The following is a 24,372-nucleotide window of genomic DNA, read 5'->3' as shown; positions in this document are numbered from 1 at the left end:
CCCGGTCTTCCCGGGACGCGGTGGATCGTCGTCTCGTGCGGGCCCGTGCATTCCGTCGCCGTCGGCCTCAGCTCCCGTGAGCCCCGGATCCAGCGCATCGAGCGCGAGGAGGATTCGGTGGAGACGGTGGAGCAGAACCCCACCCCGGTCGGCCGGTACGCCCCGGCGATGCGCCGCGCCATCGAGCTCGCCGCGCGCGGACTCGGCCGCACCAGCCCCAATCCCATCGTCGGCAGCGTCATTCTGGACGCGGACGACAACCCCGTCGGTGAGGGCTGGCACCAGCGGGCCGGCGGCCCGCACGCCGAGATCAACGCCCTCGCCGAGGCCGGCGAGAAGGCCCGCGGCGGCACCGCCGTGGTCACCCTCGAACCCTGCAACCACACCGGGCGGACGGGCCCCTGCGCGCAGGCCCTGATCGAGGCCGGAGTGGCCCGCGTGGTCTACGCGGTCGGCGATCCGAACCAGGCCGCCGCCGGCGGCGCCGCCACCCTCCGCGCGGCCGGGGTCGAGGTGCACGCCGGCCTGCTGGCCGCAGAGGCGGCCGAGGCCAACGAGGCCTGGCTGACCGCGGTCCGCACCGAGCGCCCCTTCGTGATCTGGAAGTACGCCGCCACCCTGGACGGCCGCTCGGCCGCCGCGGACGGCACCAGCCGGTGGATCACCTCCCCGGAGTCCCGCGCCGACGTCCACCGGCTGCGCGACCAGGTGGACGCGGTCCTGGTCGGCTCCGGCACCGTCCTGGCCGACGACCCGCAGCTGACCGTCCGTCAGGTGCCCGGTGGCGCGGGGGAGATGGACCGCCAGCCGGTGCGGGTGGCGGTGGACACCCACGCGGTCACCCCGCCCGCGGCCCGGCTGCTGGACGGCGCCGCGACCACCCTGATCCTCACCGCGGAGGACGCCGACGCCTCCGCCCTCGCCCCGGCGGTCCAGGCCGGCCGGGCCGAGATCGTCGCCGTGCCGCGCTCCGCCGAGGGCCGGCCGGGGCTCGAACTCACCGCCGTCCTCGACGAGCTCTACCGCCGCGGGGTGCGCTCCGTGCTGCTGGAGGGCGGGCCCGGCCTGGCCGGGGCGTTCCTTGAGCGGCACCTGGTGGACAAGATCGTCGGCTATCTGGCCCCGGTCCTCCTCGGCGCCGGGCCCGCCGCCCTGGGAACCGCCGGAATCAGCACGATCGCCGACGCGTTGCGGCTGGACATCCGGGACGTCGAGCGGTTCGGGCCCGATCTGCGGATCACCGCGTACCCACCGAAGCCGCGGCCGAAGCCGAAGCCGAGACGGAGGCCGGAGCCCGGCGCCGGCGTTCGCACCGGCAGCACCGTTTCCACCGTCTTCCTGCCTGAGGAGAGCTGAGTGTTCACCGGAATCGTCGAAGAACTGGGCGAGGTCGTCCGGATCGAGGAGTTGGGCGACTCGGCACGGCTGCGGCTGCGCGGACCGAAGGTCGCGGAGGGGCTGCGGCACGGCGACTCCGTCGCGGTGAACGGCGTCTGCCTCACCGTGATCGAGGACGAGACCCAACTGGCGGCCCAGCCCGGGGAGTTCACCGCGGACGTGATGGCGGAGACGCTGAAGCGGTCCAGCCTGGGAGCGCTCGGCCCGGGGTCCCGGGTCAACCTGGAGCGGGCGATGGCGCTGGGCGAGCGGCTCGGCGGGCACATCGTCCAGGGCCACGTCGACGCCACCGGCACGCTGCTCTCCCGCGAGCACGCCGAGCAGTGGGACGTGCTGCGCTTCACACTGCCCGAGAGCATCGCCCGCTATGTCGTGGAGAAGGGCTCGATCGCGGTGGACGGGGTCTCGCTCACCGTGGTCGAGGCGGGACCGCGTGCGGACGACGGCTTCACCTTCACGGTCAGCCTGATCCCGACCACGCTTGCGGCCACCACCCTCGGCGCCCGGCAGCCCGGCGAGAGCGTCAACCTGGAGGTGGACGTGCTGGCCAAGCACGTCGAGCGGCTGCTGGCGGTGCGGTCGTGAGCGCCGGCCTCGGCGGGTTCGTCGCCGACCTCAACTCCCCGGCCTTCACCGCCTGGGGCGAGCCGGTCAAGTGGTCCGACATGGTGGGCAACCTCCTCGGTCTTGCCGCGCTGGCGTTCGGCTGGAAGCGCTCGATGTGGACCTGGCCGGTCCAGGTGCTCTCCGGCGTGGTGCTGGTCGCCGCGTACGCCTCGGCGCAGCTCAGCGGCGGGGTCGGCAAGCAGCTGATCGTCATCGTGGTCTCGGTCTGGGGCTGGTTCCAGTGGCAGCGCGGCCGGCGCGGCAGCGGCGACATCCGGGTCCGCTTCGCCACCTGGAAGGAGCGGCTCCTGCTGGCCGTCGGCACGGCCGCCGGGACCTGTGCGGTCGCCGGGCTCTTCCTGGCCTTCCCGAAGCTCTCCTGGGCCCCGTGGCCGGACGCCTACATCTTCGTGGGAACCCTGGCCGCGATGGTCGCCCAGGCCCGCGGCTGGGTGGAGTTCTGGTTCGCCTGGCTGGCCGTGGACCTGGTCGGCGTGCCGCTGGCCTTCACCAGCGGGCTGCCGTTCTCCGGGCTGGTCTACATCGTCTACTTCGCGCTGGTGCTGCTCGGCCTGCGGGCCTGGTGGAAGCGCAGCCGCATCCCCGCTCCGACCGCGGAGCCCGCACTGGAAGGAGCGCCGGCATGACCGACACCCAGGCCTCAGCAGCCGCCGAGGGGGACGAGCCCTACCGTCTGGACACCATCGAGCGGGCGGTCAAGGAGATCGCGGCCGGCCGTCCGGTGATCGTGGTCGACGACGCCGACCGGGAGAACGAGGGCGATCTGGTCTTCGCCGCCGAGCTGGCCACCCCGGAGCTGGTCGCGCTGATGATGACCGAGTGCCGCGGGCTGATCTGCGTACCGGTGCGCGGCGAGGACGCCGACCGGATGGAGCTGCCGCAGATGGTGGCGGAGAACACCGAGTCGATGCGGACCGCCTTCACCGTCTCGGTGGACGCCGCCGAGGGCGTCACCACCGGGATCTCGGCCGCCGACCGGGCGCACACCATCCGGTTGCTGGCCTCCGGCGACACCCGGCCGCGCGACCTCGTCCGGCCCGGCCACGTCTTCCCGCTGCGCGCCCGCGAGGGCGGCGTCCTGGTCCGGCCCGGCCACACCGAGGCCGGGGTCGACCTGGCCCGGATGGCCGGGCTCAGCCCGGCCGCCGCGATCTGCGAGATCGCCAACCCGGACGGCACCATGGCCCGGCTGCCCCGGCTGCTGGAGATCGCCCGCGAGCAGGACCTGGCGATCGTCTCCATCGCCGACCTGATCGCCCACCGCCGGCGCACCGAGAACACCGTGGAGCGGGTCGCCACCGTCCATCTGCCCACCGAGTACGGCACCTTCACCGCCATCGGCTACCGGGACACCGCCGACGGCGGGGAGCACCTGGCGCTGGTGGCCGGCGGGCTGGACGCCGAGGGGCGGCTGCTCGGCCGGTCCGGCGCGGAGTCGGCGGAATCGCCGCTGGTGCGGCTGCACTCCGAGTGCCTGACCGGCGACGTCCTCGGCTCCCAGCGCTGCGACTGCGGCCCGCAGCTGCACGCCGCCCTGGAGCGGATCGCCGAGGAGGGCGGGGTGCTGGTCTACCTCCGCGGCCACGAGGGCCGCGGGATCGGGCTGCTGCAGAAGCTCCAGGCGTACCAGCTGCAGGAGGAGGGCCGGGACACCGTCGACGCCAACCTCGACCTGGGGCTGCCCGCCGACGCCCGGGACTACGGCACCGGTGCGGCCGTCCTGGCCGACCTGGGGATCGACTCGGTCCGGCTGCTCACCAACAACCCGGACAAGGTCTCCGCCCTGGAGCGGTACGGCCTGGCGGTCGCCGGCCGCGAGCCGGTGCCGGTGCAGGCCGGCGAGCACAACCTCCGCTACCTGCTGACCAAGCGCGACCGGATGGGCCACGACCTGCCCTGGCTGGACGCGCTGGGGGCCGGCGGCGCGGCGTAGCCGACGCGTGGGACGGGCGCGGGAGAATCCCCCCGAACCGTCAGGAAACTGTACAGAGCGGTACCCAGTCAGAACCGAGAGGACCAATTCCGTGGCCGGTCAGGGAGCCCCCGAGCTCAGCGTGGAGAACTGCCAGAACCTGCGGGTGGCGGTGGTCGCCGCCCAGTGGCATCGGCCGGTGATGGACGGTCTGCTGGACGGCGCCCGGCGCGCCCTCTCCGCCCTCGGCATCGAGGACCCCACCGTGGTCCGGGTCCCGGGCAGCTTCGAACTCCCGGTCGCGGCGCAGGCGCTGGCCGCGCGCCGGTACGACGCGGTGATCGCCCTCGGCGTCGTCATCCGCGGCGGCACCCCGCACTTCGACTACGTGTGCCAGGCCGCCACCGACGGCCTGAGCCGGGTCGCGCTCGACTCCGGGGTCCCAATCGGGTTCGGCCTGCTCACCTGCGACGACGAGAAGCAGGCGCTGGACCGGGCGGGCCTCCCGGACTCCCACGAGGACAAGGGCAAGGAGGCCGTCGAGGCCGCCGTGGCCACCGCCGTCCTGCTGCGCGGGCTGGCCGAGCAGCGGTGAGCACGATCCTGCCCCGCGCGCCGCGCCTGGGAGAGAGGCCCGGGTGGCGGGCGGTTCACCGGCCGGCCACCCGGAGGCCGTAGGGTAGGGGCATCATGGCGCTCAAGACATTCGAGGAGCTCTTCGCCGAGCTCCAGCAGAAGGCCGCCGCCGGCGAGACCGGCTCCCGTACCGCGGAGCTGGTCGGCCTGGGCGTGCACGCGATCGGCAAGAAGGTGGTCGAAGAGGCCGCCGAGGTGTGGATGGCCGCCGAGCACGAGTCGGACGACCGCACCGCCGAGGAGATCTCCCAGTTGCTGTACCACCTCCAGGTGATGATGATCGCGCGCGGTCTCCGCCTGGAGGACGTCTACAAGCATCTGTGACCCCTGCTCCACCGATCGCTGACCGTCCCTCAGTTCCTCTTTCCCGAAAGGCACTTCCTCTCATGCTGCGCATCGCCGTCCCGAACAAGGGCTCGCTCTCGGTACCGGCGGCGGAGATGCTCCATGAGGCCGGCTACCGGCAGCGCAAGGACTCCAAGGAGCTGGTGCTGGTCGACCCGGAGAACCAGGTGGAGTTCTTCTTCCTGCGGCCCCGGGACATCGCCATCTACGTCGGCTCCGGCCGCCTTGACATCGGCATCACCGGCCGCGACCTGCTGCTGGACTCCGGGGCGGAGGCCGAGGAGATCCTCTCGCTCGGCTTCGCCCGCTCCACCTTCCGGTTCGCCGGCCCGCCCGCGGTCGCCGAGACGGTGAAGGACCTCTCCGGCCGCCGGATCGCCACCTCGTACACCGGCCTGGTCCGCAAGCACCTCGCCGAGCACGGCGTGGAGGCCGAGATCACCAAGCTGGACGGGGCCGTCGAGACCGCCGTGCAGCTCGGCGTCGCCGACGTGATCGCGGACGTGGTGGAGACCGGCACCAGCCTGCGGAACGCCGGGATGGAGGTCTTCGGCGAGCCGATCCTGGTCTCCGAGGCCGTGGTGGTGCGCCCGCTCGGCGCCGAGGACACCCCGCAGAGCGAGCAGTTCCTGCGCCGGCTGCAGGGCGTCCTGGTGGCCCGGCGGTACGTGATGATGGACTACAACGTCCGGGCCGAGAAGGTCGTCGAGGCCTCCTCGCTCACCCCCGGCCTGGACTCGCCGACGGTCTCCCCGCTGCATAGCGAGGGCTGGGTGGCGGTCCGCGCCATGGTGCTCCGGCACGAGGCGCAGAAGATCATGGACGACCTCTGGGCGATCGGCGCCCGGGCGATCCTGGTCACCGACATCCACGCCTGCCGGCTCTGAGATCCGGCGGAGGGTTCGGCGGCGCCGCCGGAGGAACGATAGAGGACGTGACCACCGACGTGGGGGAGCAGCACGGCACCGTGCCGGGTGCCCCGCGACTGCCTGTGACCTGGCAGCCGGGCCGGTCCCGGGCCGTCCTCTACGCCCTCGCCGTCCTCGACCTGAGCTTCTTCTCCTGGCTCGCCTCGGCGATGCCGGAGGACTGGAAGCTCAACGACCGCTTCGGGATAGCCGCCGTCGGGCTGCTTCTGGGCGGGCTGATGGCGGTGCTGGCCCGGCCCAAGGTGAAGGCCGACCGGAACGGGATCACCGTGGTCAACTTCGTCCGCACCCGGCGGCTGGAGTGGCCCGAGGTGCTGGGCGTCAACCTCCGCCTGGGCGACCCCTGGGCGGTGCTCGACCTCGCCGACGGCGGAACGGTCTCCGCCGTCGGCATCCAACCGGCCGGCGGGCGCGAGCAGGCCGCGCGCGCCGCCCGTGCGCTGCGCGCCTGCGCGGAGGTATACGGCACCGCCGCCGACCGCCGCTGAGCAGCCGGGGCGGCCCCCCGGGGGTCTCCCCAGGCGGGTGTCGTGACCCGGGCCACAGCCCCCATCAGGCATCCTTGTTCGAAGCGCCCGGCGTCGGGCGCCGCTTCCGCCCTCTACCGACCAGGAGAGTCGAACCCCTCCATGGACGACCCGTCCAGTAGTACCGCCATCCCGCAAGGGGTGGCCCGATGACCACCGCCCTGCTGCTTCTCGCGGCCCTCGCGCTGGTGCTCGCCAACGGCCTCTTCGTGGCCGCCGAATTCGCCCTCGTCACCGTCGAGCGGGGGGAGGTGGAGCGGGCCGCGAACGCCGGGGACCGGCGGTCCCGCTCGGTGCTCGCCGCCGTCCGCTCGCTCTCGTTCCAGCTCTCCGGCGCCCAGCTGGGCATCACCGTCACCTCGCTGGTGGTCGGCATGCTCGCCGAACCGGCGCTCTCCCGGCTGCTGGACGCCCCGCTGAAGGCCCTCGGGCTGCCCGCCGAGGCCCAGCACACCGTCGCGTACATCCTGGGCATGGTGCTGGCCAGCCTCTTCCAGATGGTGATCGGCGAGCTGGTGCCCAAGAACTGGGCGGTCTCCCGCCCGCTGCAGGTGGCCCGCGCGGTCGCAGGACCGCAGCGGCTCTTCTCCACCGTCTGCCGGCCGCTGATCGCCCTCCTCAACGGCAGCGCCAACCGGATCGTGCGGGCGATGGGGATGCGGCCGGCCGACGAGCTGGGCTCCGCGCGCAGCGCCGAGGAGCTGATCTCGCTGGCCCGGCACTCCGCCCAGGCCGGCGCCCTGGAGGAGGACACCGCGGACCTCTTCGTCCGCACCCTCGGCCTGGAGGGGCTCACCGCGCAGAGCGTGATGACCCCGCGGGTCGACGTGGTCGCCGTGCAGGACCGGGCCACCGCGGCCGACGTCCTCAACCTGGCCCGGGCCACCGGCCTCTCCCGCTTCCCGGTCTACCGGGAGGGCATCGACGAGATCACCGGCGTGGTCACCCTCAAGCAGGCGCTGGCGGTGCCGCGCGAGGAGCGCGGGGAGCGGCCGGTGACGCCGATAGCGGCCCCGCCGCTGCTGGTGCCGGAGAGCCTGCCGGCCGAGCGGCTGCTGGAGCGGCTGCGGCGGCGCCAGCCGATGGCCGTGGTCGTCGACGAGTACGGCGGCACCGCCGGGGTGGTCACCCTGGAGGACATCGTCGAGGAGATGGTCGGCTCGGTGCAGGACGAGCACGACCCGGAGGACCTGCCGGAGCTGCGCACCGTGGCCCCGGTGGACGGGCACCCGGCCTGGGACGCCGAGGGCGGCTGCCGGGTGGACCAGCTCGCGTCCATCGGCCTCCACGCCCCCGAGGGCCCGTACGAGACGGTCGCCGGTCTGGTCGCCGACCTCCTCGGCCGGCTGCCCGCGCCCGGCGAGAGTGCGGAGCTGCCCGGGTGGCGGCTGACCGTGCTGGACGTCGAGCGGCACCGGACCGAGCGGGTCCGGCTGGTGCGCACCGGCGCGCCGGAGGAGCCGGGGAGGCCGGCGAAGCCGGGGGAGGGCGCGCGATGAACGGTCTGCAGGTCTTCTTCGCGGTGCTGCTGCTGCTCGGCAACGGCTTCTTCGTGGGCGCGGAGTTCGCCCTGGTCTCGGTGCGGCGCTCGCAGATCGAGCCGCTGGCGGAGGGCGAGGACGACGGAAGCGTGGACGCGGCGACCGCCCGGCGGGCGCGTACCGTGCTCTACGCGCTGGAGAACCTTTCCCGGATGATGGCCGCGGCCCAACTCGGCATCACCGTCTGCTCGCTGCTGCTCGGCGCGGTCGCCGAGCCGGCCGTGTCGCATCTGCTGGAGCCGGTGTGGCGGGCGGTAGGGCTGCCGGGCGGCCTGGTGCACCCGTTCTCGTATCTGGTGGCGCTGCTGCTGGTGGTCGCCTTCCACATGGTGATCGGCGAGATGGTGCCCAAGAACATGGCGCTGGCCGCCCCGGAGAAGGCCGCGCTGCGGCTGGGCCCGGCACTGGCCGCGCTGGCCCGGGTGCTGCGGCCGGTCATCGCGGTCTGCAACGGCTCGGCCAACCTGGTGCTGCGGCTCTTCCGGGTGGAGCCCAAGGACGAGGTGGAGTCGGTCTTCAGCGCCGAGGAGCTGACCCTGCTGCTGCAGGACTCCCGGGAGGCCGGGCTGCTCCGGCCGGGCCAGCAGGAGCGGCTGGAGGACGCGCTGGAGCTGGGGCGGCGACCGGTCCGCGAGGTGGTGCTGCCGATGGACCGGCTGGTCGCGGTGGACGAGTCGGCGACGCCGAGGGACATCGAGCTGCTGGTCGCCAAGACCGGCTTCTCGCGGTACCCGGTGGTCGGCGGGGACGGCGTGGTCCGGGGATACGTCCACGTCAAGGACGTGCTGGAGATGGAGGCCGACGGCGGGCTGGACGCGCCGATCCGGCAGTCCGGCTGGCGCTCGCTGCTGACGCTGCCGGCGGGGCTGCCGCTGGACGACGCCCTCGGCGCGATGCGCCGGGCGGCGGCGCATCTGGCGGTCGTGGCGGACGGGGACGGCAGCGCGCTGGGCGTCGCCATGCTGGAGGACGTCCTGGAGGAGCTGGTGGGCGAGGTCCACGACCCGTCCCATCGCGCGGACGGGTAGCCGGCCGGCGCCCGGGTCGCGGGCCGGCTCAACGCCCGGCTCAACGCGGCAGCTCAACGGCCCAGCTCAACGGCCGCGCCGTCAGCCCCCGGAGGACGCCCGCGCCGCGCGGCGGGAGCGCAGGGCGGCGCGGAGGGCCGGGACGGCCGGCCCCGCCGCGGCGGTCAACTCGGCGAGCCTCGCCTTGTGGGCGCGGCGTTCGCGTCCCGGCAGGATCGACCGGACGTCGCCCGCCGCGGCCAGCGCCAGCAGCGCGCCCGCCTCCTCGGAGGACCCCTCCAGCGTCGCCGCGGCCTGCGCTCGCAGCGCCTCCACGACCGACTCGTCCGCCGGCGTCGGGGAGAGGTACGGGATCAGCCCGAGGAACCGCCGCTCCTCCAGCTCGATCACGCCCCGTTCGGCGAGGGCGTCGCGCACCGTGCGCGACTCGCGCCCGCGCGCCCGGCCCACCCAGCGCCGCCAGCTCCGGCCGCGGGAGTCCGCGAGGGACTCCAGCACCCGCGCCAGGTACGGGTCCAGGGAGGCCGGCGCCGCCGCGCCGGTCGGCGCCGGGCAGCCGTCCCGGTCCTCGACCAGGCCGCGCTGGAGGAGATCGGTGAGCGCGGCGGCGCGCAGCACCAGGGCGAAGTCGCTGCCCCGGCGCCGGGCCAGCAGGTAGAGGCGGTCGGGCAGGCTGAGCCCGGAGAGTGTCCGCTCGGAACGGCTCATGGTTCCTCGTCCTCCGATGGTGAGTCGGTCTTGCGGGGCCGGCCCCGGCGCGGGATCCGGCCGGCCTCCTTGGGCATCCGGCCGGCGTCCGCGAGGGCGCGGCGCAGGACGAACTCGATCTGGGCGTTGGTGCTGCGCAGCTCGTCCGCCGCCCAGCGGGCGAGCGCGTCGTGGACGGCGGGGTCGAGCCGCAGCAGTACCTTTTTGCGCTCGGCCGTCACTGGTACAGCGACCCGGTGTTGACCACCGGCTGGGTCCCCCGGTCCCCGCACAGGACGACCAGCAGGTTGCTGACCATCGCGGCCTTGCGCTCCTCGTCGAGTTCGACGATGTCCTGCTCGGAGAGCCTGGCCAGGGCCAGCTCGACCATCCCGACGGCGCCTTCGACGATCCGCCGGCGGGCGGCCACCACCGCGCCGGCCTGCTGCCGCTGCAGCATGACCTGGGCGATCTCCGGCGCGTAGGAGAGCCGGGTGATCCGGGACTCGACGATGGTGACGCCGGCCGCGGTGACCCGGGCGCCGATCTCCTGCGCGAGCAGCGCGGTGATCTCCTCGCCGCTGTCCCGCAGGGAACGCGCACCGGTCTCCCGGGCGTCGTACGGGAAGGAGTTGGCGATGTGCCGGACGGCGGTCTCGCACTGGATCGCGACGAACTTGCGGTAGTCGTCGACCTCGAAGACCGCCTGCGCGGTGTCCTCGACCTGCCAGACCACGACGGCGGCGATCTCGATCGGGTTGCCGTCGGAGTCGTTGACCTTGGAGGTCTCGGTCTCCAGGTTGCGGATCCGGGTGGACACCGTGCGGCGGGTGGTGAAGGGGTTGACCCAGGTCAGCCCGGGCTTGCGGAGGGTGCCGCGGTAGCGGCCGAGCAGCTGGACGACGCGGGCCTGGCCGGGCGCGACGATGGTGAGCCCGCGCAGGGAGAAGAAGCCGATGATCGCCACCACGAGGCCGGCGGCGGCCGTTCCCGGGCCGGTGGCGGTCGCCACCAGGGCGGCGCCGGCGCCCAGCAGTACCAGGCAGACCAGCAGCATCAGCAGACCGGGCGCCCCGGACATCCGGCGCTCGGTCACGCGGGGCTTGGGGAGCTGGGGCAGTGCGCCCGTGGGGTCGGTGGGGGTCATCGCTGGGCTCCTTGCTCCGGATTGTGTTGTCTCCAACCTAGCATAGTGATATCACTTTTCCCTGGAGGTGCGATGCGATGAGTGAACGTGTGCTGGAGGTCGACCGGCTCTCCAAGCGTTTCGGCGCGGTCCAGGCGCTGGACGGGATGGCCTTCGACGTCCGGGCGGGGGAGCTGTTCGGCTTCGTCGGCAGCAACGGGGCAGGGAAGACCACCACGATGCGGATCATGCTCGGCGTCCTCGCCCCGGACGCGGGCGAGGTCCGCTGGGACGGGCGGCCGCTGGACGAGGCCGCGCGGGCCAGGATCGGCTATATGCCGGAGGAGCGCGGGCTCTATCCCCGGATGCGGGTGGGCGAGCAGCTGGAGTACCTGGCCCGGATCCACGGTTTCGGCCGGGCCGCCGCCGCCCGGGCCGCCGAGGAGTGGACGGAGCGGCTCGGGGTCGCCGCAAGACGCGGCGACGAGGTGCAGAAGCTCAGCCTGGGCAACCAGCAGCGGGTGCAGCTGGCCGCGGCGCTGGTGCACGACCCCGAGGTGCTGGTGCTGGACGAGCCCTTCTCCGGGCTCGACCCGGTGGCGGTGGACGTGCTGGCCGAGGTGCTGCGGGAGCGGGCGCGGGCCGGTGCGCCGGTGATCTTCTCCAGTCATCAGCTGGAGCTGGTGGAGCGGCTCTGCGACCGGGTCGGGATCGTCCGGGCCGGGCGGATGGTCGCCTGCGGGCCGGTGGGTGAGCTGCGCTCGGAGGCAGGGGAGCGGTTGCTGGTCGACGCCCCGGAGGCGCCGGCCGGCTGGGCCGCCGGGCTGCCCGGGGTGACGGTGCTGGAGGAGGAGGCCGGGCGGACGCTGCTCGAACTGGCGCCGGGCGCGGACGACCAGGCGGTGCTGAAGGCCGCCCTGGGGACCGGCCCGGTACGGGAGTTCGCCCGGCACCGGCCGGGCCTCGCGGAACTCTTCCGGCATGTGGTCGCCGAGGGCGGCGGGGTCGCCGGGGCGACGGGGCTGCGGCGGGTGCGGCGGGTGCGGCGGGTGCGGAACGACAGGAGGTCGGACGGTGAGCGCGGGACACACGGGAAGCGCGGGCGGGGCGGTCGGCGCGGGTAGCGCGGGTAGCGCGGGTAGCGCGCCGGTACTGCGGGCGATCGGTCTGGTGGCCGGGCGCGAGCTGCGGGTGCGGCTGCGCTCCCGCGGGTTCCGGATCACCCTGGTGATCCTGGTGATCGCGGTGGTCGGCCTCTCCGTCGTGCTGCACCTGGTGAAGGGCGGCACACCGACCCGCACGGTCGGGCTGCTGCGGGCGGACGCCGGGCTCTCCGCGCCGATCCGGGCTGCCGGGACGGCCGCTGGAGAGAAGGTGACGACCCGTCAGTTCTCGGACCGCACGCAGGCGCTGGCGCAGGTGCGCTCGGGCGGCCTGTCCGCGTTCGTGGAGTCCTCGCCGGGCGGGCTCGCGGTGACCGTCGACCGCCAGATGGACGGCACCCTGCGCGGGGCGCTCGGCGGCGTGGCCCGGGAGCTGGTGCTGGACCGGCAGATCACCGCGCTGGGCGGCGATCCGGCGAAGGTGGCCGCGGCCGCGGGGGCGGCGAACGTCCAGGTGGACGTGTTGCGCCCGCGCGGGGGCGCCAACACCCAGCGACTGGTCCTCGGGATCGTCGCCGGTCTGCTCCTCTACGGCTCGTTCATGATGGCCGGGCCGATGATCGCCCAGGGGGTGGTCGAGGAGAAGAACAGCCGGGTGGTCGAACTGCTGCTGGCCACCATGCGGCCGGCCCGGCTGATGGTCGGCAAGGTGCTGGGGATCGGTGCGCTGGGGCTGCTGCAGCTGGTGGTGGTCGGGGGAGCGGGGCTGGCGGCCGCCGAGTCCACCGGCACGCTGACGCTGCCGCTGGGCAGCTCGCTGGGGACGCTGGGCTGGTGCCTGGTCTGGTTCCTGGCGGGGTTCGCGCTGTACTCGCTGCTGTTCGCCGCGGCGGGGGCGCTGGTCTCCCGGCAGGAGGATCTGGGCGGAGTCCAGTTCCCGGTGATCATGCCGATCATCGCGGCCTGGGTGATCGGGATCTCGGTGTTGCCGAGCAATCCCGACAACGGGGGCGTGGCGGCGCTGTCGATCGTGCCGTTCTTCTCACCGGTGCTGATGCCGATGCGCTTGGCGCTTGGGCCGGTGCCGGGGTGGCAGATCGCGCTCTCGCTGGCGCTGACGCTGGGGCTGGCGGCCGCGATGGTGCGGTTGGCCGCGCGGGTCTACCGCAACTCGGTGCTCCGCAGCGGGGCGCGCGTCTCCTGGCGCGAGGCGCTGGCGCACGGCGCGTAGGCCGTGCGCTGCCGCGCTCGGCGGCCGCCGCCGGGCGGGCGCGGGGCCTTGGCGGGTTGGTCGCCGCGGCTCCCCTGCGGTCGCCCCGCCCCCGTCTCGCGCCCGCGGCGCTGAGCCGGGGGCCGTCGGCGCTAGCTCCCGGGGGTGGTGTCGCCGCGGTTGGCGATCAGTTCTCCGTAGGCCTGGACGACGTCCGGGAGGCGGAGGGTGGCCAGGTCCTCGCGGTCGGGGAGGGACGGGAGCGCGCTCAGCCGGAGGTCCCGGTAGGCGCAGGACTTCTCGTAGAGGGTGCGGATGAAGCGGCCGTTGCCGAGGTCGTCTATCCAGCCCTCGCCGACCACATGGCGGCAGATGGACTCCAGCTCCTCCTGCGCGTCCGGGTCCCAGCGGTCGCCGTCCCGGCCGGCCAGCGAGGCGCCTATCGCGGAGAGCTCGCTCGGCCGGTACGAGGGGAAGTCCACCCGGGTGGTGAAGCGGGAGTTCAGGCCGGGGTTGGAGAGGAGGAGGCGGCTCATCCCCTCCGGGTAGCCGGCCAGGATGATGACCAGCCGGTCGCGGTTGTCCTCCGCCCGCTTCAGCAGCACCTGCAGCGCCTCGTCGCCGTACGCGTCGCCCTTGCTGTAGCCGGAGTTGGCGAGGGAGTACGCCTCGTCGATGAAGAGGACGCCGTCCAGCGCGGAGTCGATCAGCTCGTTCGCCTTGACGGCGGTCTGCCCGAGGAACTCCCCGACCAGGTCGGCCCGTTGGGCCTCGACCAGATGGTCCCCGGAGAGGAGGCCGAGGGCGTGGAAGACCCGTCCGAGGATCCGGGCCACCGTGGTCTTGCCGGTTCCGGACGGGCCGGAGAAGACGAAGTGCCGTTTCGGCGGTTGCACCGGCAGACCCTGGTCCGCGCGCAGCCTGGCCATCCGCAACTGCGCGGACAGCGCCCGGACCTGACGTTTCACCGGCTCCATCCCGACCATGCCCTCGAGCTCGGCCAGCACCGCGTCCAGGTATGCCCGGTCGGGGCGGCGACCGGCGGTGCGGCCGTCGCCGACGTCCTCCTCGGCGAAGTCCGATCCGGCGGTCGTCGGGCCGACCGGCAGCAGGGGGGCCGGCAGGTCGGTGTCGCCTGACCCGCCGGCGCCGCCGGAGCCGTCCGGGCCCTGCCAGGGCCAGGGCGCCAGCGGGTAGCCGGTGCCGGTGCCGGTGCGGTCGGCGCGGTCACCGCGGTCGGCGGGGCCGCCGTCCAGCACGGCGTCCACCGCGTCCGCCAGGTCGCCGGGGCCGCCGAAGTCGCTGAGGTCGACGGCGCCCGCCGGATCGTCCCCGCCGAAGTCGGAGCCGGGCCCGGAGCCGGTGCCGGAGCCGGAAGCGGCGTAGTCGGGGCCTTCGTCCGGTTCGGCCCCGCCCGGCTCGCAGAGGTCGGCGTCGGCCGGGCCGGCGCTTCCGGACTCGCCCGCCTCCAGCGCGTCCACCTGCGGCTCGTACGGGGAGTCCAGCAGCGAGTCGAAGCCTCCGGATCCTCCGCCCCCGCCCGAACTCCCGGGCCCGGCGGCGTGCTTGGGCCGCGGCAGCCGACTGGCCGCGCCCGTCGCGCCGGCGGCGCCGTCCGCGCCCGCCGCCTGGTCGAGCAGCTCGGGGTCGGCGCCGTCCTCGGCGGTGATCGCGGCCAGCCGGGCCGCGGTGTCCATGAACGCCGGATCGACCCGGTGCACCGCGCGGTAGAGGGAGAGCGCGGCCGCGCTGCGTCCGCCGCCCTCGTAGGCGCGGCCGAGCCAGTAGCGGAGCTCCTTGCGCTGCGGCTGCTCCGAGCGGCAGCGCGCGAGCGAGGCGGCGAGCGGCAGCTCGGCCTGCCCCCACATGTCGAGGCGCACCCGCGCCATGCCGTTGAAGAGTCCCGCCTCGATGCCCAGCAGAGCGTCGTCGAGCAGCCCGTCGGTGTCCCGGATCAGCTGCTCCCAGTCCTTGACCAGATACGAGCGGCAGGCGTGCAGAAACCGGACGGCCGGGTCCCGTTCCGGGGCCGGGCACTGGGTCAACGCCCGGTCCAGATCGGCGAGATGGCGGCCGTCCAGCCAGTGCGAGGCGTGCGCGAGCGCGAGGTCCCGTTCGTTCTCCAGCACCGGCTGCACCCACCAGCCCAGCCAGTACCAGGAGCTGAGCGGCCGGCGGTGCCGGCGGCGCTGCTCGCCGAACCGCTCGCGGTGCCGGTACATCGCCAGCAGCGCGGTCGCGGCCTCGGAGCGGAGGGCGTGGAGACCCAGCCAGGCGTCGGCCATCCCGGGGTCGTGGCCCACCGCGGCCCGGAACTCCTCCTCGGCGCGGCCGTAGGCGCCGGCCGCGTAGGCGTCCATGGCGCGCAACCAGGCCCTGTCGGCCAGGTGCCTGGACCGCCGTCCGCCGTCCTCACCAGCCACTCGCACCGCCCCCCGCCCTGTGCTCCGGCCGCAGCCCGTGATTCAGGCAGTCGCGGCCCGGGTGGCCCGGGTACCCGTGCATCTGCCCCGTCCCTCGCGGTCGCTCGCACCGCTCGCCGCTACCGGCTGCGGTTCAGCTGGTACAGCTGCGTTCCCCTCGGCATCGTACCTGTGGCGCGCTGATCCGGAAGTGTTCCGGGGGTACCAGGACCGCCGTCGGCCGGACCTGACGGGATCAAGTACCCTGCGGGGCACGGAATGTGACGGAGCGTATTCGAGCGGCCCCGATCCGGCAGCGAAAAAGGACGCAGGCTCCGGTCACGGGGGAACGACCGGAGCCTGCGTGCTGTGGGCGGCGGGATCTCCGATCCACGCCGCGTGATGAACGTAGTTCCTGCCCAGGGCGGCGGTCAAGCCGCTTGGCGAAGCCCGTGCGCAGGCTGCGGACCCATTCGGATACGTGCAGTTGGGAGAGGTGCCGCAGGGCCTGTCGCGGTGCGACGCCGGCGGCGGCCATCACGCTCCGTGGCGGATCGTGCGGTCAGCGGGAGGGGTCGCGAGGGGACCGCGCGGGCGCCCCCATGGGGCGCGGGGGACGGGTGTGGATCTCCCCGGTGGTCCCGTCGACCACGATCCCGGCGTACTCGCGACTGGGGTCGGCGGCGAAGTGAGCAGCCTCCTCGGCGATCCAGCAATGCCAGAATTCGGCCAACTCCGGTCCGTCCCGGGCCTCTCCGCGGGCATGGGCGGCCTCCGCGGAGCCCGCCTCGGCCCAACCGCCGGGTACGTCGGTCTCGCCAGGGTCGTCAGAGACGTCGGGGGCGTCAGAGACGTCAGGCTCGTCAGGGACCGCAGGGTCATCGGCGCCACGGGCGTCACCCGGGGCGCGGGCGTCGCCCGAGGCAGCGGGGTCATCCGGGGCCCCCGGGGCATCCGGTGCGGCCGCGCCCTCCGGGCGCCCCGCGCCGGGGGCGCCGTCCACCCGCATCCAGACCAGCTCCGCCAGATACGGCCGCAGCCGCCGCCGGCCCGCCCCCACCCCCTCCACCAGGACCACGGGCGCCGCCGGCACCTCCACTTCCCCGGCGAACCGGCGGGCGACCCAGTCGTAGGCCGGGAAGCGGGCGGTCCGGCCGGCCGCCAGCGGGTCGAGCAGCAGTTCGGTGAGGCGGTCGGTCCAGCCGAAGAAGTCCTCGTGGGTGGCGAAGTCGTCCAGGTGAACCACCGGCGCGCCGCCGAGCTCCGCGGCCAGCCGGGCGGCGAAGGTGGTCTTGCCGGAGCCGGCGAAGCCGTCCACGCCGACCAGCCGGGTCTGCCCGCAGGAGGGGGCCAGCCCGCGCAACCGCCCGGCCAGCTCGGCGATTCGGCACCGGGCGGCGGGGCCGGCGGTGGGGCTGCTGCTGTCCATGCGGCGACCTCGGCGGCGGGCAGGTTGGGTGTCGGCCCATCCTGCCTGGTCGGAGCCGTGCGCTGCATCCCGGGCGGGATGCCGGCGGTGGTACGAGAGGCAGGAGGCGACCCACGCCATGAGCACGACCGCGCGCGCGACGGTGGACCGGCAGCTGCCCACCGAGGAGGCCGCAGAGCTGCTCGCCCTCACCCGCGAACTCGCCGACCGGGAACTGCGGCCGCGCGCGGCCGCGTGCGAGGCCGAGGGGAGGTTCCCCCGGGAGGTCTTCCGCACCCTCGGCCGCTCCGGGCTGCTCGGCCTTCCGTACCCGGCCGAGTACGGCGGCGGCGAGCAGCCCTACGAGGTCTACCTCCAGGTGCTGGAGGAGCTGGCGTCGGCCTGGCTGACCGTGGCGATGGGGATCAGCGTCCACACCCTCTCCTGCCACGCGCCGGCCGTCTTCGGCTCCGCGGAGCAGAGGCGCCGCTGGCTGCCGGAGATGCTCGGGGGAGAGCTGCTGGGCGCCTACTGCCTCTCCGAGCCGCAGTCCGGCTCGGACGCCGCCGCCCTGCGGACCCGCGCGGTCCTCGACCCGCGGGCGGGGGAGGGCGGCGAGTACACCGTCGAGGGCACCAAGGCCTGGATCACCCACGGCGGCCGGGCGGACTTCTACACCGCCCTGGTCCGTACCGCGGACACCGGCTCGCACGGCATCACCGCGCTGCTGATCCCGGGCGACGCCCCCGGGCTCACCGCCGCGGCCCCCGAGCGCAAGATGGGCCTCAGCGGCTCGCCCACCGCCCAGCTGCACTTCGACGGCGTCCGGGTGCCGGCCGAGCGCCGGATCGGGGCGGAGGGCCAGGGCTTCCCGATCGCCCTGGCGGCCCTCGACTCGGGCCGGCTCGGCATCGCCGCCTGCGCGGTCGGCCTGGCCCGGGCCGCGGTCGAGTACGCCGCCGGATACGCCCGGGAGCGCGAGCAGTTCGGCCATCCGATCGCCCGCCACCAGGGCGTCTCCTTCCTCCTCGCGGACATGGCCACCGCGGTGGAGGCGGGGCGCTCCCTCTACCTGGCCGCCGCCCGGCGCCGGGACTCCGGGCGGCCCTTCGGCAAGGAGGCGGCCATGGCCAAGCTGTTCTGCACGGACGCGGCGATGCGGCTGACCACGGACGCCGTCCAGGTGCTCGGCGGATACGGCTACACCGCCGACCACCCGGTGGAGCGCTGGATGCGGGAGGCCAAGGCGCTGCAGATCGTGGAGGGCACCAACCAGGTGCAGCGGATGGTGATCGGCCGGCATCTCCTCCGCCCGGAAGATATCCGATGAATCGAGGGGCATGCTGTCGTCGTCAGCGACTCTCAATGGCTCTTGTGGTAAGTCTTCTTGACGACCCGTCATATTGATCCTACGTTTCCAGCATGTTGAAGCGTACGCGCTCACGAATATCGCTCGCGGCGGCCTCCGCGCTGGCCGCCGCGGCCGCTCTCCTCGGCGGCACCGCGGCCACCGCGGCCACCGCCGCCACTGCCACCGCTGCCACCACCGCCACCGCCGCCACGCCCGGCGGCAGCGACGTCTGGGTCGCCCCCGACGGCAGCGACCGGGCCCCCGGCACGGCCGCCCGCCCGGTGGAGACCCTGGCCCGCGCCCAGCAGCTGGTCCGGGCCCGCGACCGGGACCTCGCCGCCGACCTGACGGTCCATCTGGCCCCCGGCACCTACCGCCTGTCCTCCGCCCTCCAGCTGACCGGCGCCGACTCCGGCTCCAACGGCCACAAGGTGGTCTGGCAGGGCTCCGGGGCCACCGTGCTGAGCGGCGGCAGCCGGGTCACCGGCTGGTCGCCGGTGGCCGGCCGGCCGGGCGTATGGTCCGCCAAGGCGCCGGCCGGGCTGCGGAACACCCGCCAGCTCTATGTGGACGGCGTCCGCGCCGACCGCACCAGCGGCACCGTCCCGGTCTCCCTCACCCAGACCGCCACCGGCTACACGGCCTCCTCCGACCTCCTCGCGCACTGGCACGACCCCGCCGACATCGAGTTCGTCTACACCGGCGGCGCCAAGGTCTTCAACGACCAGGTGGAGGGGCTCGGCGGCTGGACCGAGCCGCGCTGCCCGATCGCCTCGGTCAGCGGCACCACCATCACCATGGCCCAGCCCTGCTGGAACAACTCGACCAGGCGCGTGGTCTTCCCGGACAACCCCGGCCGGACGGTCGACATGGTCGGCCCGGGCACCCTCTCCAACGGCGCCACCCCGTCCGCCGTCGAGAACGCCTACGAACTGCTGAACAAGCCGGGGGAGTGGTACTTCGACCGCGCCGCCCACCGGATCTACTACTACGCGCCCAGGTCGGGGCCCGGCCGGAACCCGAACGGTTCGGATATCGAGGCCGCCCGCCTCCAGCAGCTGGTCACCGGCAGCGGAGCGCACGACCTCGCCTTCCGGGGGCTCCGCTTCGAGTACGCCACCTGGCTCCAGCCCTCCAGCCCCGAGGGCTTCTCGGAGATCCAGGGCGGCTACACGATCACCGGCGACACCGGCTACGCCACCGAGGGCCTGTGCGGCTACGCCCCCGGCGGCAGCTGCCCGTACGGCGCCTGGACCAAGGAGCCCGGCAACGTCTCCTTCCAGCATGCCCAGCGGGTCGAGTTCAGCGGCGACGTCTTCACCCACCTCGGCGCCGCCGGCCTCGAACTCGGCGACGGGGCACAGGAATCGGTGGTCCACGACTCCGTCTTCACCGACATCTCCGGCAACGGGATCGAGCTCGGCGGCGTCGACGCGACCGACCCGGCGGACCCCGCCCACCGCACCCAGGACAACCAGGTCACCGACGACCACCTGTACGCGCTGCCGGTCGAGTACCACGGCGGCGTCGGCATCATCAACGGCTACAGCGTCCACGACGTGATCGCGCACAACCAGATCGACCACACCGCGTACTCGGCGATCTCGATGGGCTGGGGCGGCTGGCCGGACAAGATCGGGCAGCCGGCGACGGCCAACTACTCCCACGACAACCAGGTCGCGCAGAACCTGATCCACGACCACATGCAGACCCTGGACGACGGCGGCGGGATCTACACCCAGGGCCTGACCGGCAGTTCGATGGCCACCGGCGAGAAGGTCACCGGCAACCTCGTCCACGACCAGTACGGCTTCGGCAAGGCCGTCTACACCGACAACGGCTGCACCTACGAGACGATCAGCGGCAACGTGATGTACGGGGTCAGCTATGCCGACGTGGGCTCCACCCACACCGACTACCGGGACGCCCTCGGTGACAAGGACCCGACGCTGATCTCCGGCAACTGGTGGGAGCAGGGCGACGCGGACGGCACCAGCAAGGGCGTGGTCACCCAGGGGAACCATCTGATCGCCTCGCCCGACGAGGTCCCCGCCGACGTCACCGCGGCGGCCGGGATCGAGCCGGCCGACCGGTGGGTGCTGGGGGTGCGGACGACCGACGTCCCGTCGACTCCCGCCGCACCCATGCGGGTCGGCACCTTCGCCGCGGAGCACGCGGTCTACGCCACCTGGAACCCGACCTACCAGGACAACGGCTCTCCGGTGACGGCCTACGAGGTGACGGCGACCCCGGTGGGCGGCGGCGGCGCGCTCCACGCGGAGGTCCCCGCGGCCGACTTCGCCCGCACGGCCTACGCCGAGCTGGGCGGGGCGGCGGACGGTACGGCGTACACCGTGACGGTGGCGGCGCGGAACGCGGCCGGCGACTCCCCGGAGTCGCTGCCGTCCGCGCCGGTGACCCCCGGGCCTGGGACGGGCGCGCTACCGGGCGCCGTGACCGGCGTCTCGGCGAAGGCCTCCGCCTCGGCGGTCAGCCTCCACTGGTCCGGTCCGGCGAGCACGGGGGACACCCCCGTCATCGGGTACCGGGTGACCGTCTCGGACGGCCGCGTGCTGACGCTGACCGGCCGCGACGTCCTGACCACCCAGCCGGCGAACCACGCGATGCTCCGCGTGGTGGGCGGACTGCGGCCGGCGACCGCCTACACCTTCACGATCGCCGCCATCACCGGAACGGGCACCGGCGCGCCGACGAGCGTCCAGGCGACGACGGCTTCCTGACGGCACGGCAACCGGCGTCAACCCCGCTTCCCTGGGTGCCGCACCGCAGGCGCGACACCCGGGGGAGTCGGGAACGCGTCCTCAGCCCGCGTGCGAGAACGGCTGCCGGCGCCAGTCCAGCTCCGCCGGCAGGCGCAGCAGCGCGGCCAACTCGCTGGCGCCGTCGCGCGGTTCGCCGTCGAGGCGGACGGCGTCCGCGACTCCGCGGCCGGAGCCGTCGCAGACGTCCGAGGAGAACGGGCTCCAGGCGGTCGGCAGCAGGGCGTGCTGCGGCAGCCGCTCCTCGTCGCCCAGCAGGGCGATCGGGCGGTCGCACTCGGGGCAGCGCACCCGGTGGATCTCCCAGTTCTCGGCGTCGCCCGGGTCACTTCCCGGGAACCAGTCGTCGGTGCCCTCCCACTCGGCGGTCGTGGAATCCTCGGCCACGGCCGCGCCAATGCGCTCGTCAACTGCGGGCATCTGCTTCCCCCAACAAATGATCAGGGCCAGGGCGACGGTGTGCCGGCCGGTGACGGTTCGTCAAGCCCCAATTGACGAGCCGGATATCGCGGATCGCTGACCGATCGTGCAGTGATCGCAGGCCGACCGTAGCGAGAGCTTCCCGCCCACGGCATCCGATAATCCTGCGCGGCTCCCGATAGCCATCCATCGCCTGTGGCCTTGGTCACACCGGGATCACATCGGGGTCGCGCCGAGATCGCGCCGGGGTCCCGTCGAGGCCGCCGCGGGGTCGCGTCGAGGTGTGGTGCGAGCAGGGGCGGACGCGCCCGAAGCCCGGCGCGCCGAGCGCGGCGGCCGCGCGGCCCAGTAGGGTCACGCGGGTGGAGGAACTCGATCGGCAGATCGTCCGGCTGCTCGTCGCGGACGGACGGATGAGCTACACCGACCTGGGCAAGGCGACCGGCCTGTCCACCTCGGCGGTGCACCAGCGGGTGCGCCGCCTGGAGCAGCGCGGCGTCATCCGCGGCTACGCCGCCGTCGTCGACCCCGAGGCGGTGGCCCTGCCGTTGACCGCGTTCATCTCGGTCAAACCGTTCGACCCCAGCGCCCCCGACGACGTCCCCGAGCGGCTCGCCCCGCTGGACGAGATCGAGGCCTGCCACAGCGTCGCCGGCGACGAGAACTACATCCTCAAGGTCCGCGTGGCCGGCCCCGGCGACCTGGAGAACCTCCTCGCCCGGATCCGCTCCGCGGCCGGCGTCTCCACCCGGACCACCGTGGTCCTCTCCACTCCCTACGAGGCCCGGCCCCCGCGTCTCTGACCCGGCCGGCGGCCCGCCACACTGGAGTACATGAACCACCCAACCGTGCTCCTCCGCGGCGGCAGCGTGTACAGCCCCGCCGACCCCTTCGCCACCGCCATGCTGGTGGAGAACGGGACGGTCGCCTGGGTCGGCGGCGAGACCGCCGCGGACAGCTACGCGCAGGCCGCCGAGGAGGTCGTCGACCTGGCAGGCGCACTGGTCACCCCGGCCTTCGTGGACGCCCATGTGCACGCCACCGCCACCGGCCTCGCGCTCACCGGCCTCGACCTCACCGGCTGCCCCTCCCTCGCCGAGGCCCTCCACCGGATCGAGCAGTACGCCAAGCAGCAGCGCGCGGAGGCCGCCTCCGCCGGCTCCTCCGGGGTGGTCTTCGGCCACGGCTGGGACGAGAGCGGCTGGCCCGAGGGCCGGGCGCCCAGCACCGAGGAGCTGGACGCCGCGGTCGGCGGCGCCGCCGCGTACCTCTCACGGACCGACGTCCACTCGGCGATCGCCTCCACCGCCCTCCGCGCCCTGGCCGCCCCCGAGCTCGCCGGCGCCGCCGGATACCACCCCGAGCGCCCGCTGAGCCGGGACGCCCACCACGCGGTCCGCCGGGCCGCGCTGGCCCATCTGACGCCGGAGCAGCGCGCCGACGCCCAGCGGGCCACCCTCCGCCGGGCCGCCTCGCTGGGCATCGGCACCCTCCACGAGTGCGCCGGCCCGGACATCTCCTCCCCGGAGGACCTCCGCCAGCTGATCGACGCCGCCGCGGCCGGCTGCACCCCCCGAGTGGTCGGCTACTGGGGGGAGGCAGGACCGGCCGGCATCGAGACCGCCCGCCGGCTCGGCGCCTTCGGCGTCGGCGGCGACCTCTTCGTGGACGGTGCCCTCGGCTCGCACACCGCCTGCCTCCGCGCCCCCTACGCGGACGCCCCGGAGGCCGAGGGCGCCCGCTACCTCACCGCTGAGGAGGTCGCCGAGCACGTCGCCGCCTGCACCGAGGCCGGCCTCCAGGCGGGCTTCCACGCCATCGGCGACGCCGCCCTCGACGCGCTGGTCCAGGGCGTCCGGGCGGCGTCGGAGCGGGTCGGCGCGGCCCGGGTGCGGGCGCTGCGGCACCGCGTCGAGCACGCCGAGCTGCTGGACGAGCGGCTGATCGCCGAGTTCGCCGAGCTCGGCCTCACCGCCTCGGTGCAGCCCGGCTTCGACGCCGCCTGGGGCGGGCCCGACGGGATGTACGCGGCCCGGCTCGGGCGGGAGCGCGCGGCCGCCCTCAACCCGTTCGCCGCCCTCGCCCGCTCCGGCGTCCCGCTGGCGCTGGGCTCCGACGCGCCGGTCACCCCCCTCGACCCGTGGGGCGCCGTCCGGGCCGCCGCCTTCCACCGCACCCCGGAGCACCGGATCTCGGTGCGCGGCGCCTTCACCGCCCACACCCGCGGCGGCTGGCGGGCGATCGGCCGGGACGACGCGGGCGTGCTGGTCCCCGGCGCGCCGGCGGACTACGCCGTGTGGGAGTCCACCGAGCTGGTGGTGCAGGCCCCGGACGAGCGGGTGGCCAACTGGTCCACCGACCCGCGCTCCGGCACCCCCGGCCTGCCGGACCTGACGCCGGGCCGGGAACTGCCCCGCTGTCTGGCCACCGCGGTGGCCGGCGTGCTGATCCACCAGGCCGCCGACGGCCCCGGCGGGCAGGACTGATCGAGTGCGGGCCGGGCGGGTGAGGCTGGCCGCGCGTACCGCCGAACGACGTGCGTACGGCCTGTCGCGGCCGCCCCGGTAGCACCCGTCTGACCTGCACGTTCCTGACGTTTGCACAGTTCAGGGGGTGGTTGACAGGCGGCGGGCGACGGCGAGTAGTTTCGGCGACGTCCACCAGACGAGTCCTGTGGGACCAAACCGACCGGAAACCTCCACGCAAAACCCGAGTCCGCAGCTGGGCCACCGGCGACACCCCCGCGGGGCGCCGCCGAAAGGCAGCCAGGTCCAGTGTCGGCGGCGCGGGGAGCGCGGGCGCCGGCAAGGCCAACCGGGTCCGGTCGGATCGGGTGTGACACGGGCGCAGCCCGGACGCTCAGTAGACAACGGCTCTCGGTCGACCCGCAGCCGGCGGGCCCCAGGTCGGACCGAAGGGTGTCCGGGTGCGCTCGTTGACTT

The 24,372-nt window shown here is 74.3% G+C and carries 21 protein-coding genes and 1 pseudogene; 16 read left to right on the top strand and 6 right to left on the bottom strand.

Annotated features, from left to right (window positions below; genetic code table 11):
• Positions 1-168 precede the first annotated feature (168 nt).
• The 10 genes from ribD (at position 169) to BS73_RS08270 (ending at position 8,943) form a co-directional block, all read left to right on the top strand.
• Positions 169-1,356 carry a bifunctional diaminohydroxyphosphoribosylaminopyrimidine deaminase/5-amino-6-(5-phosphoribosylamino)uracil reductase RibD gene (gene ribD, locus BS73_RS08315; RefSeq protein ID WP_084704601.1) on the top strand — a complete coding sequence of 396 codons (1,188 nt, stop codon included), beginning with the start codon at positions 169-171 and terminating at the stop codon, positions 1,354-1,356.
• Positions 1,357-1,983, top strand: coding sequence for a riboflavin synthase (locus BS73_RS08310; RefSeq protein ID WP_037570721.1), 627 nt, complete (start codon positions 1,357-1,359; stop codon positions 1,981-1,983). It begins immediately after the preceding gene.
• 80 nt (positions 1,984-2,063) lie between these two features.
• Positions 2,064-2,651 carry a nicotinamide mononucleotide transporter family protein gene (locus tag BS73_RS08305; RefSeq protein WP_084704600.1) on the top strand — a complete coding sequence of 196 codons (588 nt, stop codon included), beginning with the start codon at positions 2,064-2,066 and terminating at the stop codon, positions 2,649-2,651.
• On the top strand, positions 2,648-3,958 hold the full coding sequence (locus BS73_RS08300) for a bifunctional 3,4-dihydroxy-2-butanone-4-phosphate synthase/GTP cyclohydrolase II (RefSeq protein ID WP_037570716.1): 1,311 nt from the start codon (positions 2,648-2,650) through the stop codon (positions 3,956-3,958). The genes BS73_RS08305 and BS73_RS08300 overlap by 4 nt, the downstream gene beginning before the upstream one ends.
• Positions 3,959-4,049: 91 nt before the next feature.
• Positions 4,050-4,532 carry a 6,7-dimethyl-8-ribityllumazine synthase gene (gene ribH / locus BS73_RS08295; protein ID WP_037570713.1) on the top strand — a complete coding sequence of 161 codons (483 nt, stop codon included), beginning with the start codon at positions 4,050-4,052 and terminating at the stop codon, positions 4,530-4,532.
• Between the two features lie 95 nt (positions 4,533-4,627).
• Positions 4,628-4,897, top strand: a complete 270-nt coding sequence (locus tag BS73_RS08290; protein WP_037570710.1) for a phosphoribosyl-ATP diphosphatase — start codon at positions 4,628-4,630, stop codon at positions 4,895-4,897.
• Between the two features lie 62 nt (positions 4,898-4,959).
• Entirely contained in the window at positions 4,960-5,805 is an 846-nt protein-coding gene (gene hisG / locus BS73_RS08285) for an ATP phosphoribosyltransferase (protein ID WP_037570707.1), read from the top strand.
• A gap of 47 nt (positions 5,806-5,852) precedes the next feature.
• Entirely contained in the window at positions 5,853-6,335 is a 483-nt protein-coding gene (locus BS73_RS08280; RefSeq protein WP_235215350.1) for a PH domain-containing protein, read from the top strand.
• 188 nt (positions 6,336-6,523) lie between these two features.
• Positions 6,524-7,873, top strand: coding sequence for a hemolysin family protein (locus tag BS73_RS08275; protein WP_037570705.1), 1,350 nt, complete (start codon positions 6,524-6,526; stop codon positions 7,871-7,873).
• Positions 7,870-8,943, top strand: a complete 1,074-nt coding sequence (locus tag BS73_RS08270) for a hemolysin family protein (RefSeq protein WP_037570703.1) — start codon at positions 7,870-7,872, stop codon at positions 8,941-8,943. Before BS73_RS08275 ends, BS73_RS08270 begins: the two co-directional genes overlap by 4 nt.
• An 81-nt stretch (positions 8,944-9,024) precedes the next feature.
• On the opposite strand, the gene BS73_RS08265 is transcribed toward BS73_RS08270, so the two are convergent.
• From BS73_RS08265 to BS73_RS08255, 3 genes are read right to left on the bottom strand one after another with little or no spacing between them, the layout of a single operon-like run.
• Positions 9,025-9,651, bottom strand: coding sequence for a GOLPH3/VPS74 family protein (locus tag BS73_RS08265; protein WP_037570700.1), 627 nt, complete (start codon positions 9,649-9,651; stop codon positions 9,025-9,027).
• Positions 9,648-9,923 (bottom strand): hypothetical protein, encoded by a 276-nt coding sequence (locus tag BS73_RS08260; RefSeq protein ID WP_200886665.1) that lies wholly within the window; start codon positions 9,921-9,923, stop codon positions 9,648-9,650. Before BS73_RS08260 ends, BS73_RS08265 begins: the two co-directional genes overlap by 4 nt.
• Positions 9,869-10,777 (bottom strand): SPFH domain-containing protein, encoded by a 909-nt coding sequence (locus BS73_RS08255; RefSeq protein WP_037570695.1) that lies wholly within the window; start codon positions 10,775-10,777, stop codon positions 9,869-9,871. The genes BS73_RS08260 and BS73_RS08255 overlap by 55 nt, the downstream gene beginning before the upstream one ends.
• 77 nt (positions 10,778-10,854) lie before the next feature.
• Between BS73_RS08255 and BS73_RS08250 the strand changes: the two genes are divergently transcribed.
• Together BS73_RS08250 and BS73_RS08245 are read left to right on the top strand one after the other, a co-directional pair.
• The gene (locus BS73_RS08250) at positions 10,855-11,880 is read left to right on the top strand and encodes an ABC transporter ATP-binding protein (protein ID WP_084703904.1); all 1,026 of its coding nucleotides are present in this window, start codon (positions 10,855-10,857) and stop codon (positions 11,878-11,880) included.
• Positions 11,831-13,090, top strand: a complete 1,260-nt coding sequence (locus tag BS73_RS08245) for an ABC transporter permease (protein ID WP_200886664.1) — start codon at positions 11,831-11,833, stop codon at positions 13,088-13,090. The genes BS73_RS08250 and BS73_RS08245 overlap by 50 nt, the downstream gene beginning before the upstream one ends.
• 131 nt (positions 13,091-13,221) lie before the next feature.
• Here BS73_RS08245 and BS73_RS34495 read toward each other — a convergent pair whose 3' ends face one another.
• Both BS73_RS34495 and BS73_RS40910 read right to left on the bottom strand, forming a co-directional pair.
• Complete coding sequence (locus BS73_RS34495) at positions 13,222-15,429, bottom strand: AAA family ATPase (protein ID WP_084703903.1); 2,208 nt, start codon at positions 15,427-15,429, stop codon at positions 13,222-13,224.
• A gap of 1,042 nt (positions 15,430-16,471) precedes the next feature.
• Positions 16,472-16,900, bottom strand: a pseudogene (locus tag BS73_RS40910) (uridine kinase family protein); the annotation flags it as partial.
• A gap of 118 nt (positions 16,901-17,018) precedes the next feature.
• Here BS73_RS40910 and BS73_RS08225 point away from each other — a divergent pair.
• A complete protein-coding gene (locus BS73_RS08225) occupies positions 17,019-18,209 on the top strand; it encodes an acyl-CoA dehydrogenase family protein (RefSeq protein WP_037570691.1) in 1,191 nt (396 codons plus the stop codon).
• 92 nt (positions 18,210-18,301) lie between these two features.
• Entirely contained in the window at positions 18,302-20,971 is a 2,670-nt protein-coding gene (locus tag BS73_RS08220; RefSeq protein ID WP_051939699.1) for a fibronectin type III domain-containing protein, read from the top strand.
• 81 nt (positions 20,972-21,052) lie between these two features.
• On the opposite strand, the gene BS73_RS38145 is transcribed toward BS73_RS08220, so the two are convergent.
• On the bottom strand, positions 21,053-21,430 hold the full coding sequence (locus BS73_RS38145; RefSeq protein ID WP_051939698.1) for a hypothetical protein: 378 nt from the start codon (positions 21,428-21,430) through the stop codon (positions 21,053-21,055).
• A 362-nt stretch (positions 21,431-21,792) separates the two neighbouring features.
• On the opposite strand from BS73_RS38145, the gene BS73_RS08210 reads away from it, so the two are divergent.
• On the top strand, positions 21,793-22,233 hold the full coding sequence (locus tag BS73_RS08210; protein WP_037570687.1) for an Lrp/AsnC family transcriptional regulator: 441 nt from the start codon (positions 21,793-21,795) through the stop codon (positions 22,231-22,233).
• Between the two features lie 30 nt (positions 22,234-22,263).
• Entirely contained in the window at positions 22,264-23,916 is a 1,653-nt protein-coding gene (locus BS73_RS08205) for an amidohydrolase (RefSeq protein ID WP_037570684.1), read from the top strand.
• The last annotated feature ends 456 nt before the right edge of the window (positions 23,917-24,372 follow it).

This window comes from Phaeacidiphilus oryzae TH49 (genome assembly GCF_000744815.1).
Lineage (GTDB): Bacteria > Actinomycetota > Actinomycetes > Streptomycetales > Streptomycetaceae > Phaeacidiphilus > Phaeacidiphilus oryzae.
Note: the sequence above shows the minus strand (reverse complement) of the source record. Positions and strands in the feature narration are given on the sequence as shown.

What these genes read in the sequence shown, in the direction of transcription:
- BS73_RS08275 (WP_037570705.1), top strand. Translation starts at nt 6,524, where the DNA reads ATGACCACCGCCCTGCTGCTTCTCGCGGCCCTCGCGCTGGTGCTCGCC.
- ribD (WP_084704601.1), top strand. Translation starts at nt 169, where the DNA reads ATGCGCCGCGCCATCGAGCTCGCCGCGCGCGGACTCGGCCGCACCAGC.
- BS73_RS08205 (WP_037570684.1), top strand. Translation starts at nt 22,264, where the DNA reads ATGAACCACCCAACCGTGCTCCTCCGCGGCGGCAGCGTGTACAGCCCC.
- BS73_RS08255 (WP_037570695.1), bottom strand. Translation starts at nt 10,777, where the DNA reads ATGACCCCCACCGACCCCACGGGCGCACTGCCCCAGCTCCCCAAGCCC.
- BS73_RS08290 (WP_037570710.1), top strand. Translation starts at nt 4,628, where the DNA reads ATGGCGCTCAAGACATTCGAGGAGCTCTTCGCCGAGCTCCAGCAGAAG.
- BS73_RS08300 (WP_037570716.1), top strand. Translation starts at nt 2,648, where the DNA reads ATGACCGACACCCAGGCCTCAGCAGCCGCCGAGGGGGACGAGCCCTAC.
- BS73_RS08265 (WP_037570700.1), bottom strand. Translation starts at nt 9,651, where the DNA reads ATGAGCCGTTCCGAGCGGACACTCTCCGGGCTCAGCCTGCCCGACCGC.
- BS73_RS34495 (WP_084703903.1), bottom strand. Translation starts at nt 15,429, where the DNA reads ATGGACGCCTACGCGGCCGGCGCCTACGGCCGCGCCGAGGAGGAGTTC.
- BS73_RS08270 (WP_037570703.1), top strand. Translation starts at nt 7,870, where the DNA reads ATGAACGGTCTGCAGGTCTTCTTCGCGGTGCTGCTGCTGCTCGGCAAC.
- BS73_RS08225 (WP_037570691.1), top strand. Translation starts at nt 17,019, where the DNA reads ATGAGCACGACCGCGCGCGCGACGGTGGACCGGCAGCTGCCCACCGAG.
- BS73_RS08220 (WP_051939699.1), top strand. Translation starts at nt 18,302, where the DNA reads ATGTTGAAGCGTACGCGCTCACGAATATCGCTCGCGGCGGCCTCCGCG.
- BS73_RS08250 (WP_084703904.1), top strand. Translation starts at nt 10,855, where the DNA reads ATGAGTGAACGTGTGCTGGAGGTCGACCGGCTCTCCAAGCGTTTCGGC.
- BS73_RS38145 (WP_051939698.1), bottom strand. Translation starts at nt 21,430, where the DNA reads ATGCCCGCAGTTGACGAGCGCATTGGCGCGGCCGTGGCCGAGGATTCC.
- hisG (WP_037570707.1), top strand. Translation starts at nt 4,960, where the DNA reads ATGCTGCGCATCGCCGTCCCGAACAAGGGCTCGCTCTCGGTACCGGCG.
- BS73_RS08305 (WP_084704600.1), top strand. Translation starts at nt 2,064, where the DNA reads ATGGTGGGCAACCTCCTCGGTCTTGCCGCGCTGGCGTTCGGCTGGAAG.